Below are 15,437 nucleotides of genomic sequence, written 5' to 3'. Positions count from 1 at the left end.
CCGATCGGAGCATTGGCAACTCAACAGCGTGACAGCGGCTCGCACGTCCGGCCCGCATGGGGATGATCGGTTTCGACATTGCCTGTGTGCCGACGGGAAGCGGGCCGAGGACCCACGGTCATCTCGTGAACGATCCGTGGAAAACAACAAGTGCCAATTCCAAGCGCACTGACTTCGCTCTCGCTGCGTAAGCAGCCCAGCACATGAAGTCCGTCGGCCAGGTGACCGTCTTCTAACCTGAGTTCCGGCGTCATCCAGAGGACTTGCTGCACGGTTGCGCCCCAGGGCCGTGCGGGACTTGCACTGAGACTGGGCCCGTCGTCCTAGAAGCCGGTAGCAAAGGACGGGGCCGAGCAGAACGAACCATCCGGATACGCCCGTAGAAGACGTCGAATTGCAGCGATGGACGGGGGTTCGATTCCCCCCATCTCCACCATTCGCCGAACGTCGAGCCGCTGTCACGCACTGCCACCCGAACGCCCCGACACCGTCCCCGGACGGCGCCGGGGCGTTCGTCGTCCGGTCACCTGCCAGGACTACGATCCGCAGCAGGCGCGGGAACACGCCCGCGCCGCGAACGGGAGGTCAACGCGTGGTGCAGGAGATCGCGATCCGAGTCCGTCTGCGAGAGCAGGAGCGAGTGGTGCTCGCCGACTACGAGCGGGCGGTGGCCTCGGTCGCGACCGTCGCTGCGCTGTCCGCGTGGCTGCCGACGCCGGACGCTCGGTTGGTGATCCGCGGGCGTGGGGCCGAGCCGGTCCGCCTCGAGACGGTGACGTACGGCTCGGTGATCGAGATGCTCGTCGTGCTCGACCAGCGGTCCGCCGCGGTGGAGCGCGGTGCGGCAGCGATCGCTGCGCTCATCGAGTCCGTGCGCCTCGAGCACGTCGAGGACGACGTGTCGGGTGTGGCCGGCGAGCTCGACCGCCTCGACCGCTCGGCACCACGGGGTCGTTCGGTCGTCGAACGCTCGTTGCGCGCCTTCCTCGAGGGGGCTCGGGCCGACGTGCTCGCGCGGAGGACCACGACCCGCGTGCGGGCAGCCCAGGCGCTCGTCCGGCTCGCCGAGGACGGTGCGTCGCTCGTCGTCGAGCGGGTGGAGGACGCCCTCGCGCCGGTGCTCGACGAGCACGAGGTCGACGTCGTGGCCGACACCGGCAGCGCGGTCGTCGTCGAACCCGTCGACGGGCTGGAGTCGCCCGACGCCCGGTCCGTGCCGGTGCCGGTGCCGGCGCCCGCGCCCGCCGAGAAGGACAAGACGGACTCGAAGAGCAAGAAGCACAAGAACAAGTCGGACAAGAAGCAGGACGAGCAGAAGAAGTCAGACAAGAAGAAGTCGGACAAGAAGAAGTCGGACAAGAAGAAGTCGGACAAGAAGAGCAAGAAGAAGCCGGACAAGAAGTAGCCTGAGGGCTTGTACAGCACGTTTGTTTCCATTGTGTTAAACAATCCACCGAAAGCGCTGTCACGGTGCCAGAGTCGATGAGCGCAGCCCCCGTCCGAGGGGCGGCGCTCATCGACAGGAGCAACAGTGGCTACAACGACACAGGCGCTGCCGGACTCCGGCCTCAAGCGCAACGTCGGCTTCATCGGGCTCATCTGGGCCTCGACGGGGTCGATCATCGGCTCCGGCTGGCTCTTCGGTTCGCAGGAGGCCCTGAAGACCGCCGGGCCCGCCGCGATCATCTCGTGGCTCATCGGTGGCGTGGCGATCCTCGTCCTCGCACTCGTGCACGCCGAGCTCGGCGGCATGTTCCCGATCGCGGGTGGAACAGCGCGGTTCCCCCACATCGCCTTCGGCGGCATCGCCGGAGCCTCCTTCGGGTGGTTCTCGTGGTTGCAGTCGGTGACGGTCGCCCCGATCGAGGTCGAGGCGATGATCAAGTACGCGCAGCACTGGGAGTTCGCGCGCCCGTGGCTGCACACCGTCGTGATCAACGGTGAGACCCAGCAGCTGTTGACCGGGGCGGGCATCGCCGTTGCGATCGTGCTCATGGCCGTCGTCACGGTGATCAACATGCTCAGCGTGCGGATCCTGGCGAACACGAACTCCGCCGCCACCTGGTGGAAGGTCGCCATCCCCCTGCTCGTCATCATCGTGCTGGCGTTCAGCGGGTTCCACGGCTCGAACTTCACGGCGGCGAACGGCTTCATGCCCGAGGGGGCGAAGGGCATCCTGGCCGCCGTGTCGACGTCCGGCATCATCTTCGCGTTCCTCGGCTTCGAGCAGGCGGACCAGCTCGCCGGCGAGGCCAAGAACCCGAAGCGCGACATCCCGCGCGCCGTCATCGGCTCGGTGCTCATCGGGCTCGTGATCTACCTGCTGCTGCAGATCGTGTTCCTCGGCGTCCTGCGCTCCGACGCGATCCAGGGCTCGTGGGCGACCGCGGACTTCACGAAGTACACCGGACCGTTCGCGGACATCGCGATGGCAGCCGGCATCACCTGGCTCGCCGTGGTCATCTTCATCGACGCGATCATCTCGCCCGCCGGCACCGGCCTCATCTACGTGACGGCCACGAGCCGCATCTCGTACGGCCTCAGCCGCAACGGCTACTTCCCGAAGGCCTTCGAGTGGACGACGAAGCAGGGTGTGCCCTGGGTCGGCCTCATCGTGGCGTTCGTCGTCGGGTGCGCGTGCTTCGCGCCGTTCCCGTCATGGCAGGGGCTCGTCAGCCTGATCACGAGCGCGTCCGTCCTGATGTACGCGGGTGCACCGTTGGCCCTCGGCGCGTTCCGGAAGCGGATACCCGAGATCGAGCGGCCCTACCGGATGCCGGCCGCGTCGGTGCTGTCGCCGATCGCCTTCATCGTCGCGAACCTCATCATCCTCTGGACCGGGTGGGACACCGACTGGAAGCTCGGCGTCGCGATCCTCATCGGTGCCGTGGTGATCATCCTGAACAACGTGTTCCGGGGTGCCTCGAGCGTCCGCCCGCGCTGGGACTGGAAGGCGGCCCAGTGGCTGCTGCCGTACCTGGTCGGCATGGGGCTCATCGTGTTCCTCAGCGACTTCGGCCCGCTGACGAACCCGCTGTTCCCGCTGTGGGTCGACATCGTCGTCGTGGCGGTGTTCTCACTGGTGATCTACTACTGGGCGATCAACTCTGCGTCCGACCGCGACGAGATCCTCCGCACCGCCGAGGACGTCCGCGACGTCGAGGAGAGCGGCGTCGTGGAGCCGGTCCACCACTAGGACGCGCGTGACGGGGCGCGCGGCCTCAGAAGTCGAACAGGTTCTGCCGGATGCCTCCGGCGCCGTACTCCCGTCGCAGGAGCCCACGGCGCCGGAGCACCGGCACGAGGTCGCCGAGCATCCGGTAGACCTGCGCCGGGTGCAGGTCGCCCGAGAAGATGATGCCGTCGTTGTCGGCGTCCGCGCCGAGCTCCTCGATGAAGTCCGCGAACTCGTCGGCGGTGCCGACGAAGCCCTCGCGCGCGGACACCCGGCCCTTCCGGGCCTTGCGTTCGAGGAGCGTGCGCAGCGGTGCGTCGGGGGTGTCGCCGACGAGGCCGCGGATCGTCCCCGCCGACACGTGGTCGCCGAAGGTCCCGGCCGGGATCGGCGCATCGAGGTCGAGCGCGAGCAGGTCGGTCTCGGAGTCGCTCGACCAGGCGATCGCCGCGGTGCGGAGGTCGTCGTCGGACGGGTGGCGTGAGGCCTCGACGACGCGGTCCGCCTCGGCCGCCGACGACACGATCTCGGGCTTGAGGACGAACAGGATCCGCAGGGCGTCGGCGGTGCGTCCGGCGTCGGCCGCCGCGACGAGGACCCGGGCGCGGTAGTCTCGCACGGCCGCGACGGACAGCGGCGCGAGCGCGAGCTGGACGTCCGAGTGTGTCCCCGCGAACGACAGCCCGCGGCCGGACCCGCCGGGGGAGACCACGATCGGGTCGGCGTCGAGCGGCAGGGCGTTGAGCGGGCCGTCCGCGGTGAAGTAGGCGCCCTCGTGGTGGAACGCGTCGAGGGCGTCCCCGTCGGCGAAGTGCCAGTCGGAGCGGTCCCCGACGTAGCCGGAGCCCCACGAGTGCCAGAGCCGGCGGACGAGCTGCAGCCACTCCTCGGCGCGGTCGTACGCGGCGTCGTGCGGGAGCGGAGCGAGCCCGGCGTGCCGGGCGCTCCCGGTGTCGGTGACGACGTTGATGCCGAAGCGGTCGCCGGAGAGGTGCGCGAGCGTCGCGAACTGCCGGGCCGCGAGGTAGGGCGGGGTGAACCCCGCGTTCACGGTCGGGGCGATGCCGATGTGCGACGTCGCGGCGAACAGGTACGGCGCGAGGAGCAGCGGGTCGTGCTTCGGGCCGCCGTACGCCTGCCGGATCCGCAGGTCGAGCGTCGACGGGTTGCCGAGCGAGATCGCGTCCTCGGCGATGACGAGGTCCATGCCGGCCTGCTCGAGAGCGCGGACGGACTGCTGGTACAGGTCGGGCTTCGTCCAGTCGTGCCCCCAGTCCCAGTCGGACCGGCCCCACGCCTGCGGGCCGAACCCGCGCGAGAAGAAGTACCCGAAGTGCTGCAGTCCTGCCATTGCCTAGAGTTCCTCCGCGATCACGTGGTTGCCGGGGACGGCGTGTTCGAGGGAGGCGAGCTCCGAGTCGGAGCCGACCCGCGCCTCCTGGCCCGCCCCCGCGCCGCGCACCGCGGCGAACCCGCGCGACAGGTCGCGAACCAGGTCCGCGACGTCCTCGATGCCGACCGACAGGCGGACGAGGCCGTCGTCGATGCCCTGATCGGCGCGTTCCTGGGTCGTCTTGCCGGCGTGCGTCGTGGTGGCGGGGTGCAGGATCAGCGAGCGGACGTCACCGAGGTGGGTCATCCGGCTGAACAGCTGGACGCTGTCGATGAAGGTCCGCGCCGCGGCTTCGCCGCCGTCCAGCGTGAACGCGAAGACGGACCCGGCACCGCGCGGCAGGTAGCGCTGGGCGAGGTCGTGGAACGGACTGGAGGCCAGACCCGCGTAGTCGACGCTCGTCACCTCCGGCTGCTCCTCGAGGAAGGACGCGACGGCCAGCGCGTTCGCGCTGTGGCGTTCCACGCGCAGCGACAGCGTCTCGATGCCCTGGCGCAGCAGGAAGGAGTTGAAGGGGGAGGGCGTCGGGCCGATGCGCGAGGCGACGACGTCGCGTGCGAAGACGACGAACGCGCGGCTGCCGTACCGCTCGACGTAGCTCTCGCCGCCGAGCGACCGTTCCGGGCTGGTCAGGTGCACCCAGCGGTCCGGAGACGCCGACCAGTCGAAGGTGCCGCCGTCGACGACCACGCCGCCGAGTCCGGCACCGTGGCCGGAGAGGAACTTCGACGCGGAGTGCACGACGATGTCGGCGCCGTGGTCGACCGGACGAACGAGGTACGGCGTCGCGAGGGTGTTGTCGACGATGAGCGGCACACCCGCACGGTGCGCGGTGTCGGCGACGCCGGTGATGTCGAGGACGTCGTTCTTCGGGTTCGGGATCGTCTCGGCGAAGAAGGCCTTCGTGTTCGGGCGGACGAGTCGCGCCCACTCGTCGAGGTCGCGCTGGTCCGCGACGAAGTCGACCTCGATCCCGAGGCGTCCGAGGTTCTGCACGAGCAGGCCCTTGGTGCCCTCGTAGATGCTGCGCGCCGCCACGACGTGGTCGCCGGCCTGCAGGATGCCGAGGAACGCGACGGTGGCCGCGGCCTGCCCACTGCCCACCAGGATCGCCTCGACGCCGCGCTCGAGCAGTGCGACCCGGCGCTCGACGTCGGCGTTCGTGGGGTTCCCCAGCCGCGTGTAGGTGTAGCCGTCGTCGGTCCCGGCGAAGCGGTCGCGGGCCTGGTCGAAGTCGTCGAACAGGAAGCCGGACGACATGTGGATCGCCGGGACCCTCGCACCGTGGCCCTGGTCGGGCTGGAACCCGCCGTGCACCTGCTCGGTCGCGAAACCGTGCGCCTCGTCCGTCACGGGACACCTCCTGCCGTCGTCGTGCCGGTACTCTCGCAGGCTTCGGTCGGCGCCACCGGATTGCGGCGTCCCGTTACGGCGGGTCCCGCGCACACCCGGTGCGGCCGGACTGGCAGGGTGGGGGCATGGTGGACGAGGACGCGACCCTGATCATCCGCGACGTGCGACCGTGGGGCGGGGAACGCGCCGACGTGGTCGTCGCCGGCTCCCGCACCACCGCGGTCACACCCCCGGGCACCGTCCCGGCCGGCAGCGCGACCGAGGTGCAGGGCCGTGGGCAGCTCGCGCTCCCCGGGCTGGTCAACACGCACGCGCACGTCGACAAGAGCTGGTGGGGCCACCCGTGGGAGTCGTACGGCGGCGAGGGCGGGACCGAGGGCCGGATCGCTCACGAGCGAGCCCGGCGTGACGCCCTCGGGATCCCGGGCGAGGCCGTCGCGACCAGGGTCCTGCGGGAGTCGCTCCGCACCGGCACCACCCGGGTGCGCACCCACGTGGACGTCGACCTCGGCGTCGGACTCCGGGGCATCGAGGCCGTCCGCGCCGCCGGTGCAGCGCTCGACGACGCGGTCGAGCTGTCGATCGTGGCGTTCCCGCAGGACGGCGTGCTCCGGCGCCCCGGCGTGCTCGACCTGCTGCGCCGCGCGGCGGAGGGCGGAGCGGACCACATCGGCGGCCTCGACCCGTCGCTCATCGACCGTGACCCCGTCGGTCAGCTCGACGGCCTGTTCGACATCGCCGCCGAAACCGGGTGCGGGATCGACGTCCACCTGCACGAGCCCGCCGAGCTCGGGGCGTTCTCGTTCGACTTGATCCTCGACCGCGTCGAGCGGCTCGGCATCGCGCCCGGGAGGGTCAACGTCGCGCACGGCTTCGCGATCGTCGACGTCGACCCGGTCCGGCGCCGCGACCTGCTCGCCCGGATGGCGGGCCTCGGGGTCACGATGACGACGGTCGCACCGGTGCGCATGCAGCAGCTGCCGCTGCACGAGTTCGACGACGCCGGGGTGCGGTTCGGCTTCGGCACCGACGGCATCCGCGACCTGTGGAGCCCCTACGGTGACGGCGACCTGCTCGGCATCGGGTGGCAGTACGCGCGGGCCGGCGGGGTGGTGCGGGACGAGGACCTGGTGCGAGTGGTCGAGATCGCCTCGCGCGACGGCGCACGGTTCGTCACGGACGAGGAGCACGACATCGTCGCCGGTGCGCGCGCGGACGTCGTCCTGATCGACGCGGAGAACCCGATGGACGCGCTGGTGCGCCGTGTGCCGCGGTCCCTCGTGGTCGCAGGCGGACGGGTGATCGACCCGGCAGAGCTGGCGCAGCACCCCTGGGAGTAGCGCGGTGCGCGGTGGCTGGTGGGCGGCCGCGCGGTTCGCGCGGTGATCGCGACACTGCACTCGTCGATCGACGCGCGCGACGTCGGAAGGTGCGCAGGCATCGGACGGGAGGCGCGGGTCGGCGCCGCCCCGCGCCTCCCGTCCGGTGTCAGTCGCGGTGCGCGACCGTGGCGACGACCGCGGCCAGGCGTGCGGGCAGCCCGGGCGCGAGGCCCTCGGGCAGTGCGTCGAGGGCGAACCACCGGACGTCGTCGCTCTCGTCGCTGACGGTGGTCGCCCGGGCGGGGTCGACCACGGCGACGAAGCCGACGTCCCAGTGCGCGGCGCAGGCGAAGCCGCCGTGCAGGTCGTGACGGTCGAGGTCCGCGAGACCCCGGTCGAGCAGGTCGAGGTCGGCGATGCCCGACTCCTCGCGGGCCTCGCGGCGTGCGGCGTCGGCGAGGTCGCGGTCGTCCGGTTCGAGGTGTCCACCGAACTGCACCCAGAACCGGCCCTTGCGGTGCAGGCACAGCAGCACGCTCCCGAGGTCGGGCGAGAACACGAAGCACGACGCGGTGAGGTGCTCCGGGCCGCCGTCGCGTCGGAGTGCCGCGTCGCCGTGGGCTCGCACGAACGCGAGGAAGCGGTCGCGGTCGGGCACGGGCACGGGCACGGGCGCGGGCGTGTGCGTGTCGGCGAGGGCGGCGATCACGTCGTCGAGGTGCATCGTGCCATCGTCCCATCGGTCGTTGCGTGCGCGGGGTTGCGACGACGTCGATGTCGTACGACAGCGGTGTTGTCGCCGATGCGCGCGTGCAACTGTTGCGTGCGCTGGGGTGCGACATGGCCGATGTCGTACGACAGCGATGTTGTCGTACCGAGTCGGCCCCGCGCGGCCCCGCCCAGCCCCGGCCCCGCGCTCCCGCCGCACGCGTCAGACGAGCGCGCGCACCCCGTCGGACACGGTCGACCAGACCTCGAGCAGCGGGCCGCGGCAGAGCCACACGGCCACGGCGTTCACGACGAGGAACAGCACGAACCACACCGTCGCCGGCACCCGCATCTCGGCCGCGGCGATGTGGAAGTCGGTCTGCACACGGGCACCGGTCGCGAGCCACCGGGCGACCTGCACCACCGACCGCAGCCCGTCGACGACGAAGAACGCGCCGACCGCCGCGACCACGAGCACGGTGGTCTCCGACGGACGGAGCGCCACCCAGAGCGCGAGGGCGTCGAAGCCGAGCACCACGAGGATCCCGAACCAGTTCCGCACGAAGCAGAGCGCGACGAGCCCGACGACACCGAGGACCACGACGGGCAGCCACCTCGACCCGTGCAGCACCCCGGTCACGAGCAGCACGCCCGCCCAGAGCGGCGCGCTGTACCCGGCGTACAGGTTGAGGATCCGCACGAGCCAGCGGATCCCGCCCGGCACCCGGCCGAGCTGGACCCAGGCCTCGCCGGACCCGTCCGGGTGGAGCTCGATGCGCCGGATGCGCCCGCCGAAGGGCACGACGACGACGGCGTGCCCCACCTCGTGCGCGATGGTCGCGGCGATGCGCGCCACGCGACCGACGAACGGCACGAACGGCAGGAGCGCGCCGACGAGGAGCGCGACGACGACGAGGGGTGGGGCTGCGGTGGTCAAGGATTAATGATCGCAGCACCCTCCGTGGAGAACCCGGCAAGACCCTGGGGGAGCGACGGCGGCGCCAACGTCGCGGCGATCACGATGATCGTCGCGACGATGGCGAGCGCCGTGAGGACGGCGAGGAACACCGTCAGGCGGTTGAAGCGCGTGTGCCTGGCTATTCGACCGTCACCGACTTGGCGAGGTTCCTCGGCTTGTCCACGTCGCACCCGAGCTGGAGGGCGAGTTCGCGGGCGAGCATCTGCAGGGGGACGACGGCCTCGAGCGGGCCCCACGGCGCGGTCGCACGACCCCAGGCGAGGTCGCCGACGACGCGACGACCGAGCGCCGGGATGTCCGACCCCTCGCCGCCGATCGTGATGACGAACCCGCCGCGGGCCCGGACCTCGGCGATGTTCGCCCGGAGCCGGTGGTCACCGTGGTCGACGACGACCACGGGGGTGCCCTCGTCGACGAGGGCGAGCGGGCCGTGCTTCAGCTCGCCGGCCGGGTACGACTCGGCCCACCGGTAGCTGAGCTCCTTGAGCTTCAGGGCACCCTCGGCGGCGTACGGCAGTCCGGCACCGCGCCCGAGGAAGAGGAAGCCGGTCGCGTCCTTGACGCTCGACACGAGCAGCGGGATGCGGTCGGCGGCGATCGCCGCGGCGTGGTCGAGGCGTGCGGGGAGGTCGGTCAGCTCGCCGACGAGCGCAGCGGCGCGTTCGCCGTCGATCCGTCCGGAGGCGACGAGCGCCGAGATCACCGCGGCGACACCGACGACGACCTGGGCGGTGAACGTCTTCGTCGCCGCGACGCCGATCTCCGGACCGGCGTGGCAGTCGAGCACCGCGTCCGCCCGCCGGGCGAGGGACGAGTGCACATTGTTCGTGAGCGCGAGCACCGGGTGCCGGTCCTCGAAGCGGTCCAGGGCGCGGAGGACGTCGGCGGTCTCGCCCGACTGGCTGATGGCGACGACGAGCGTCCCCGGTCCGAGCACCACCTGGTCGGCCTCGCTCGCGACGACGATGTCGGTCGGGACGCCGCCGATGCTGCGGAGCGCGGTGGCGATCACCTGCCCGGCGTTCAGGGAGGTGCCGCACGCGACGATGGCCAGCCGGTGGAAGCCGGGGAGGCCGAGGCCGACCCACGAGCTGCCGTCCGCTGCCCCCCGTGCGAGCCGGTCGAGGAGCGAGGCGACGACCTCGGGCTGCTCCTCGATCTCCTTCGCCATGTGGTCCGGGTGCTCGCCGAGGTCGAGCGCGGTCGCGGCGAAGGGCGACGGCGTCGGGAACGGCACCGGGACGGTCACGCCGGAGGACGACCAGGTCCAGGCCTCACCGAGTTCGACGACGTCGCCGTCGCGGAGCGCCACGAACGTCTCGCACCACTCGGCGACGGCCCCGATGTCGCTCGCCACGAAGTCGCCGCGGGCCGAGCGGGCGACGACGAGCGGGGAGCGTTCGGCGGCGACGACCATGCGGCCGTCCCGGGCGTCGAGGACGACGATCGCCCACGAGCCCTCGAGCTGCGCGGTCGCGATCTGCACCGCGAGCATGACGTCCGGGTCCACCGCGAGCGCCCGCTCGACGAGGTGCGCGATGACCTCGGAGTCGACGTCCGACGAGAACACGTGTCCCTGTCGTTCGAGCGTGGCACGGAGCCGGTCGGCGTTCTCGACGATCCCGTTGTGCACGATGCTGATCCGTCCGGAGCAGTCCGCGTGCGGGTGGGCGTTCGTCTCGCGCACCACGCCGTGCGTCGCCCACCGGGTGTGCCCGATGCCGATCCCCGTCAGCGCGTCGCCGGACCGCGCGGCGACGAGCGTGCGCAGGTCACCGACGCGGGACACCGACCGGATGGTCTCGGTCCCGCCGTGGGCGGTCCGGACGGCGATGCCCGCCGAGTCGTACCCGCGGTACTCGAGGCGTTCGAGTCCGTCGAGCAGGTAGGGGGTCGCGTCGCCGGCGACGCGGGCAGCGATGATGCCGCACATCTTCGGGTCCCTTCGGGTGGGGAGGAGCAGCTCGGGTGGGGGAGGAGCCTTGCGGCACCGACCGCCGTCGGGTCTGCCGTGCGTCCGGTCCGCCGGCCCGGGCCGCCGCCCGTCCTCGGATCAGGCGAGGACGGACGACGGCGTTCGTGGGCCGACGGTTCGGGTACCGGACGGGGTACCACGGGCTGGCTCCCGGGGGAGCACGGCGGTCGGTGCACCAGAAGCATCACCCGCGGTCGGTGACACGGCAACGGTCGTCGCCTCCTCTTGCGGTTCACCGCGTGCGGTCCTCCGTTCGGGGGACAGCGCGTGCGGAGTCCCGCAACCCGTATCGACGGCCCGCACCGACGACGAACGGGAGGCGCGGTGCCAGCTGGCACCGCGCCTCCCGTCCTGTGGGGGTCCTGTCCGGACTACGTGAGCAGCGCGACCAGGTGCGAGCGTGACCGCGCGCCCACCTTGCGGTAGATCTGCGTCAGCCGCAGCTCCACCGTCCGCTGCGACATGAACAGCGACGAGGCGATCTCGCGGTTGCGGTACCCCTCCGTCACCTTCTGCACGACGGCGCGCTCCTCCGCGGTGAGCGAGGTGAGCACCGCCGAGGCGTCCGGCGCGCTGCGCGGCGTCCCGGGCAGCTGTGCGGAGAGGACCGGACCGGAGCGGACCGACGACGGCGAACCGAAGACCGGCATCGCGACCGTCGCCGCCGGGGTGGCGAGCGGACGCCGGAGCCCCGCCGCCTCGTACGCCGCCGCAGCGGCCGCGCCGAGACGCGGACGCTCCGTCGGGCTCCCCACCGCAGCGAGCGCCGCGAAGGTCCGAGCACGCTCGAACTGCGAGTCGTGCGGCTGGAACAGCTCCAGGGCGCGGCGACGGGCGGTGTCACGGGTGGTGTCGTCCGCCACGAGCGCGAGGCTCCGCGCCAGCACCAGGGCGCCCCAGCGGGACGGACGGGCGTGGTGGTCCGCCGCGAGCCGGGCCGCGATGGTCCGGGCGTCGTCGATGCGGTCGAGGCGCGTGTACGCCTCCACCAGGTCGCCGAGGTGCCGGAGCACCGCCGGGTTCCGCAGCGAACGACCGATGGCGTCGGCCGCCTCCAGCGAGGCCACGGCCTCGTCGAGCCGACCGTCGAGCAGGAGCACCCGGCCACGCAGGGCGTGCAACTTGGCGGTCGCACCCCACAGACGGTTCGTGGAACGCTGCGCGAGGCACCGATCGATGACTTCCAGCGCCTCGGGGGACCGCCCCTCGGCGAAGTGCCGCCACGCGAGCGCGATGGCACGGGACGGCTCGCGGAGCCGCTCCACCACCGACGAGCCGGCCTCCCACACGTCGATCGCGCGGAGCGCCTGCCGGAAGTTCCCGGAGCGCACCTCGTTCTCTGCGGACAGGTAGCGCGCCGCCTCGGTCCAGACCGGCATGGCCTCCTGGCCACGGGCGAGCACCAGGGCGAACACCCGGCGGGCGCTGCGGTACCGCTCGGCGATGCTCAACGCGTGGGCGAGGAGCAGCAGCGCCGGGTCGGACATGCCCACCAGCGTCGTGGTGGACAGCCCGTCGTGCAGGGCGGTGTCGGCCGGGAGGGTCCCGTCGACCGCGGCGATGAGCTCGTGCGCGGTCTCCGTGATCTCCCGGGTGTGCGCCGATGCCGACCGCCGGAGCGGTTCGGCCCGGGCGAGCAGGTCGCGGGCGTGGTCGAGTTCCCAGGCCTCGGCCCGGAAGCAGGCGACCATCGCGAGGAGCCCCGCGAGTGCGTCCGCCTCGGCCGCGTTCTCCGGGTCCACCGGCACGAGGAGCTCGTCCGCGTGCACCGCGTCACCGCTGAGGTACTGCACCGAGTACGACAGCCGGAGCCGCCGGGTCTCGTCCGCGGTCGAGCGGAACGGCCGGATCGCGGCGAGGTACCGCGCCGCGAAGCCGAGCAGTCGGTTCGCGAGCAGCGCCTCGGCGACACCGAGGAGCGCGACGTGCTCGTCCTCGTGCCCCGAGCCGATGTGCAGTGCGCGCTCGGTGAGCACGACCGCGGCCTGGGCGTTGCCGTCCACCACGTACGAGCGGGCCGCACGCAGCAGCGCGACCACGTCGGGGACGTCGTCGACGAAGCTGCGGTGCCACGCCGCCGCACGCGGGTCGGACTCGGCGCTCGCCGCGGCGAGCTCGGTGTGTGCGGCACGACGGTCCCGGGCGGGCATCCGCCAGTACAGCGCGGAACGCACCAGGGGGTCGCGCACGGTGACGGTCTGTCCCTTGACGGAGACGAGTCCGGCGTGGGCGAGGTCGTCGAGCTCGTCGCGGTCCCAACCACTGGTCTTCGCCACGGGGACGAGCGCCAACCGCGCCAGGACGTCCAGATCTCGTCCTGCTGCGGAACCGAGCGCCAGGGCCGCGATGGCCTCGGTGGTCGGGGTGGGTCGGAGCGGCAGCACGAGCGGCTCGGAGCCGTTCAGCTGCTCGCGGCTGAGCACGGCGAGCTGCTCGCGCAGCGCGCCCGGGTTGCCACCGGTCTCCTCGGCGAGGACGGCGAGGACGCCGTCGTTCGCCTCTTCCGGTGCCATGGCACGGGCGAGCACGAGTGCCTCGTCCGCCGGCAGCGGTTCGATCCGGAGCGTCGGCAGGGCCGCGAGCGGTCCGTCCGACGGCACGGTGCGGACCGTGGCCACGACGCGGAGTGCGGTGCCGGCGAGCCGGGACGCGAGGAACGCGATGAGCTCCTGGCTCTCCACGTCCATGCGGTCGAGGTCGTCGATCAGCACGAGCGTCGGCGGCAGGGTCAGGGCGTGCACGGCGTCGAGGAAGTCGTGCGCCGCTGCCAGCCCCGGCGTCTGCCGGTCGGTGGGTGCGCTCCCCTGGAGGAGGTGCGCGATGTGGGCCGTCGCACGCGGATCGTCGAGTGCGGTGAAGAGCGAGGTGACGCCGGCCAGTGGCCAGTGGGACTCGCTCCCGTTCACACCGACGCGCACGACGGGGAGGGAGACGCGGTTGGACACCGCGTCGAGGACGCTGCTGCGTCCGGAACCAGGGTCGCCGACGACGACCATCGCGGACTCACGAGGGAGTACAGCGAGGGTCGCGATCCGGTCGACCTCGAGACGGCGACCGGTGAGTGCCATGACTCACCGGCCTCCGGGTCCGGAAGCGGATGCAGCGGAGGAGAAGGACCGGTCGGAGGCACGGCGGGTGACCGCGCGCAGAGCCGGACGTGGGGCACGCAGGGAAGAACGCGCGCCGGAGCAGTCGGATTCGGAATGCGGATGACGAGTGAGGGTGCACTCGGTTCCGCTCGGGAACGATGAAGTCATCGTCTGTATCACCCCTCGGGTTAGGGTCTTCGGACGAAGCACGACCGGTCTGGCGGGCCGTTCGGAGCTAGGGACTCCGACGCGGTTCCTGACCTGTCGCCTGGAAGCAAGATAACTCAGGTTCTGGCCGCGGTGGCCGTTCCCCGCAATCCCTTGTCCACCGTCCGTGTCCCCAGTCCGGGGGGCCGTGTGCCCCGCTCGGGGGTGGTTTCGCGCTTGACGTCGGCGGATCGCGGTACGAGATCGGGGTACATCGGGCGTCCGTCGTCGGGTGGACCGGTGGGTGGGGGTTGGGTGGGCGGGCGGGTCGGTCGGGCGGGCCGACTCGGAACGACATTGTCGCTGTCGTGCGACATCGACGTTGTCGACCGCGCGCGGCCGCAACTGTTGCGCGCGCGGTGCAGCGACGAGACCGCTGTCGTGCGACATCGACGTTGTCGTACCTCGGCCCGCGCAACAGTTGCACGCGCTGGACGGTCTCCGCGGTCAGCGGCGGATGACGTCGACCACGGCGTCGTGCACGAGGCCGTTCGTCGCGAGCGCACTGCCGTGCCAGGGGCCGGGGTCGCCGTCGAGCGAGGTGAAGCGCCCGCCGGCCTCCTCGACGATCGGCACGAGCGCCGCCATGTCCCACGGCTTCAGGTCGGGTTCGCCGGCGACGTCGAGGACGCCCTCGGCGACGAGCATGTACGACCACATGTCGCCGTAGGCCCGGGTGCGCCAGACCCGTCGGGAGAGCGTGACGAGGGCGTCGAGGCGGTCGTCGTCGTCCCACTGCTGGATGCTGTTGTAGCTGAGGCTGGCCTCGGCGAGGGAGTCGACGCCGGACACGTGCAGGGGGCCGTCGAAGGAGTGCGCACCGAGGCCCTCGGCCGCCCACCAGCGCTTGCCGAGGGCCGGCGCGCTCACGACGCCGAGGACCGGCCGGCCGTCGACCGCGAGGGCGATGAGGGTCGCCCAGACCGGCACGCCGCGCAGGTAGTTCGCGGTGCCGTCGATCGGGTCCACGACCCACTGGCGGTGTCCCTCGCTGACGGCCTCGGCCCCGGTGTCGGCCGTGGTCTCCTCGCCGAGGAACGCGTCGTCCGGGCGTTCGGCACGCAGGCGCTCGCGCAGTGCCCGCTCGACCGCCTGGTCGGCGTCGGTGACGTGGGTGCTGTCGGCCTTCTTCGACACGTGCAGGTCGGCGGCGCGGAACCGCTCGAGGCTGATCGCGTCGGCGGTGTCGGCGAGGGAGCGGGCGAAGTCCAGGTCGGCGCTGAGGTCCACGGACGC

At 72.0% G+C, this 15,437-nt stretch carries 11 protein-coding genes and 1 other RNA gene; 4 read left to right on the top strand and 8 right to left on the bottom strand.

The window, feature by feature from the left end; translation table 11 throughout:
* The first annotated feature begins 58 nt into the window (after window positions 1-58).
* From ssrA to ACIQUC_RS04250, 3 genes are all read left to right on the top strand, one after another.
* Window positions 59-436, top strand: a transfer-messenger RNA (tmRNA) gene (gene ssrA, locus ACIQUC_RS04260).
* 156 nt (window positions 437-592) lie between these two features.
* Window positions 593-1,405: a hypothetical protein gene (locus tag ACIQUC_RS04255; protein WP_402263603.1), complete on the top strand. Its 813-nt coding sequence runs from the start codon at window positions 593-595 to the stop codon at window positions 1,403-1,405.
* Window positions 1,406-1,531: 126 nt separating this feature from the next.
* Entirely contained in the window at window positions 1,532-3,196 is a 1,665-nt protein-coding gene (locus tag ACIQUC_RS04250) for an APC family permease (protein WP_402263600.1), read from the top strand.
* Window positions 3,197-3,221: 25 nt separating this feature from the next.
* On the opposite strand, the gene ACIQUC_RS04245 is transcribed toward ACIQUC_RS04250, so the two are convergent.
* Both ACIQUC_RS04245 and ACIQUC_RS04240 read right to left on the bottom strand, forming a co-directional pair.
* A complete protein-coding gene (locus ACIQUC_RS04245; RefSeq protein WP_402263597.1) occupies window positions 3,222-4,526 on the bottom strand; it encodes an LLM class flavin-dependent oxidoreductase in 1,305 nt (434 codons plus the stop codon).
* Window positions 4,527-4,529: 3 nt separating this feature from the next.
* Window positions 4,530-5,921 carry an O-acetylhomoserine aminocarboxypropyltransferase/cysteine synthase family protein gene (locus ACIQUC_RS04240; RefSeq protein ID WP_402263595.1) on the bottom strand — a complete coding sequence of 464 codons (1,392 nt, stop codon included), beginning with the start codon at window positions 5,919-5,921 and terminating at the stop codon, window positions 4,530-4,532.
* A gap of 125 nt (window positions 5,922-6,046) precedes the next feature.
* On the opposite strand from ACIQUC_RS04240, the gene ACIQUC_RS04235 reads away from it, so the two are divergent.
* On the top strand, window positions 6,047-7,261 hold the full coding sequence (locus ACIQUC_RS04235; protein WP_402263592.1) for an amidohydrolase family protein: 1,215 nt from the start codon (window positions 6,047-6,049) through the stop codon (window positions 7,259-7,261).
* Window positions 7,262-7,409: 148 nt separating this feature from the next.
* Here ACIQUC_RS04235 and ACIQUC_RS04230 read toward each other — a convergent pair whose 3' ends face one another.
* The 6 genes from ACIQUC_RS04230 to ACIQUC_RS04205 all read right to left on the bottom strand — a co-directional run bounded on the left by ACIQUC_RS04230 (window position 7,410) and on the right by ACIQUC_RS04205 (window position 15,431).
* On the bottom strand, window positions 7,410-7,967 hold the full coding sequence (locus ACIQUC_RS04230; RefSeq protein WP_402263589.1) for an NUDIX hydrolase: 558 nt from the start codon (window positions 7,965-7,967) through the stop codon (window positions 7,410-7,412).
* Window positions 7,968-8,174: 207 nt separating this feature from the next.
* Complete coding sequence (locus ACIQUC_RS04225; protein WP_402263586.1) at window positions 8,175-8,888, bottom strand: M50 family metallopeptidase; 714 nt, start codon at window positions 8,886-8,888, stop codon at window positions 8,175-8,177.
* Window positions 8,885-9,019: a hypothetical protein gene (locus ACIQUC_RS04220; protein ID WP_402263583.1), complete on the bottom strand. Its 135-nt coding sequence runs from the start codon at window positions 9,017-9,019 to the stop codon at window positions 8,885-8,887. Before ACIQUC_RS04220 ends, ACIQUC_RS04225 begins: the two co-directional genes overlap by 4 nt.
* A gap of 29 nt (window positions 9,020-9,048) precedes the next feature.
* Window positions 9,049-10,863, bottom strand: a complete 1,815-nt coding sequence (glmS, locus tag ACIQUC_RS04215; protein WP_402263580.1) for a glutamine--fructose-6-phosphate transaminase (isomerizing) — start codon at window positions 10,861-10,863, stop codon at window positions 9,049-9,051.
* Between the two features lie 413 nt (window positions 10,864-11,276).
* On the bottom strand, window positions 11,277-13,973 hold the full coding sequence (locus ACIQUC_RS04210) for a LuxR C-terminal-related transcriptional regulator (RefSeq protein ID WP_402263577.1): 2,697 nt from the start codon (window positions 13,971-13,973) through the stop codon (window positions 11,277-11,279).
* Window positions 13,974-14,648: 675 nt separating this feature from the next.
* Complete coding sequence (locus ACIQUC_RS04205; protein ID WP_022907548.1) at window positions 14,649-15,431, bottom strand: inositol monophosphatase family protein; 783 nt, start codon at window positions 15,429-15,431, stop codon at window positions 14,649-14,651.
* Between the last annotated feature and the right edge of the window lie 6 nt (window positions 15,432-15,437).

The organism is Curtobacterium sp. NPDC098951, from assembly GCF_044759965.1.
Lineage (GTDB): Bacteria > Actinomycetota > Actinomycetes > Actinomycetales > Microbacteriaceae > Curtobacterium.
Note: the sequence above shows the minus strand (reverse complement) of the source record. Positions and strands in the feature narration are given on the sequence as shown.